General features: G+C 47.2%; 1 protein-coding gene. It reads left to right on the top strand.

Annotated features, from left to right (window positions below; translation table 11 throughout):
• On the top strand, positions 1-324 hold a 324-nt coding region (locus F0L46_RS27760; protein ID WP_149822416.1), incomplete at both ends, for an eS7 family ribosomal protein.

Below are 324 nucleotides of genomic sequence, written 5' to 3'. Positions count from 1 at the left end.
CGAAGATCATCAAAGCGAGCGGTGCTGAGGCGGATTCCTTCGAGACCTCGATCTCGCAGGCGCTGGTCGAACTCGAAACCAACTCCGACCTCAAAGCCCAACTTCGGGAGCTTTACATTACAAAAGCTAAAGAAATTGAACTACACAATAAGAAGTCGATCATCATCTATGTGCCGATGCCTAAACTGAAGGCCTTTCAGAAGATCCAGATCAGGCTTGTCCGTGAGCTCGAAAAGAAGTTCAGTGGTAAACATGTAGTCTTTGTTGGAGACCGTAAGATCCTGCCTAAGCCCAGCCACAAAACTCGTGTTGCTAACAAACAAA

The sequence above is a fragment of the Salinarimonas soli genome (genome assembly GCF_008386575.1).
GTDB classification, from domain to species: Bacteria; Pseudomonadota; Alphaproteobacteria; order Rhizobiales; family Beijerinckiaceae; genus Salinarimonas_A; species Salinarimonas_A soli.
This window is presented reverse-complemented; position numbering and strand designations above follow the sequence as displayed.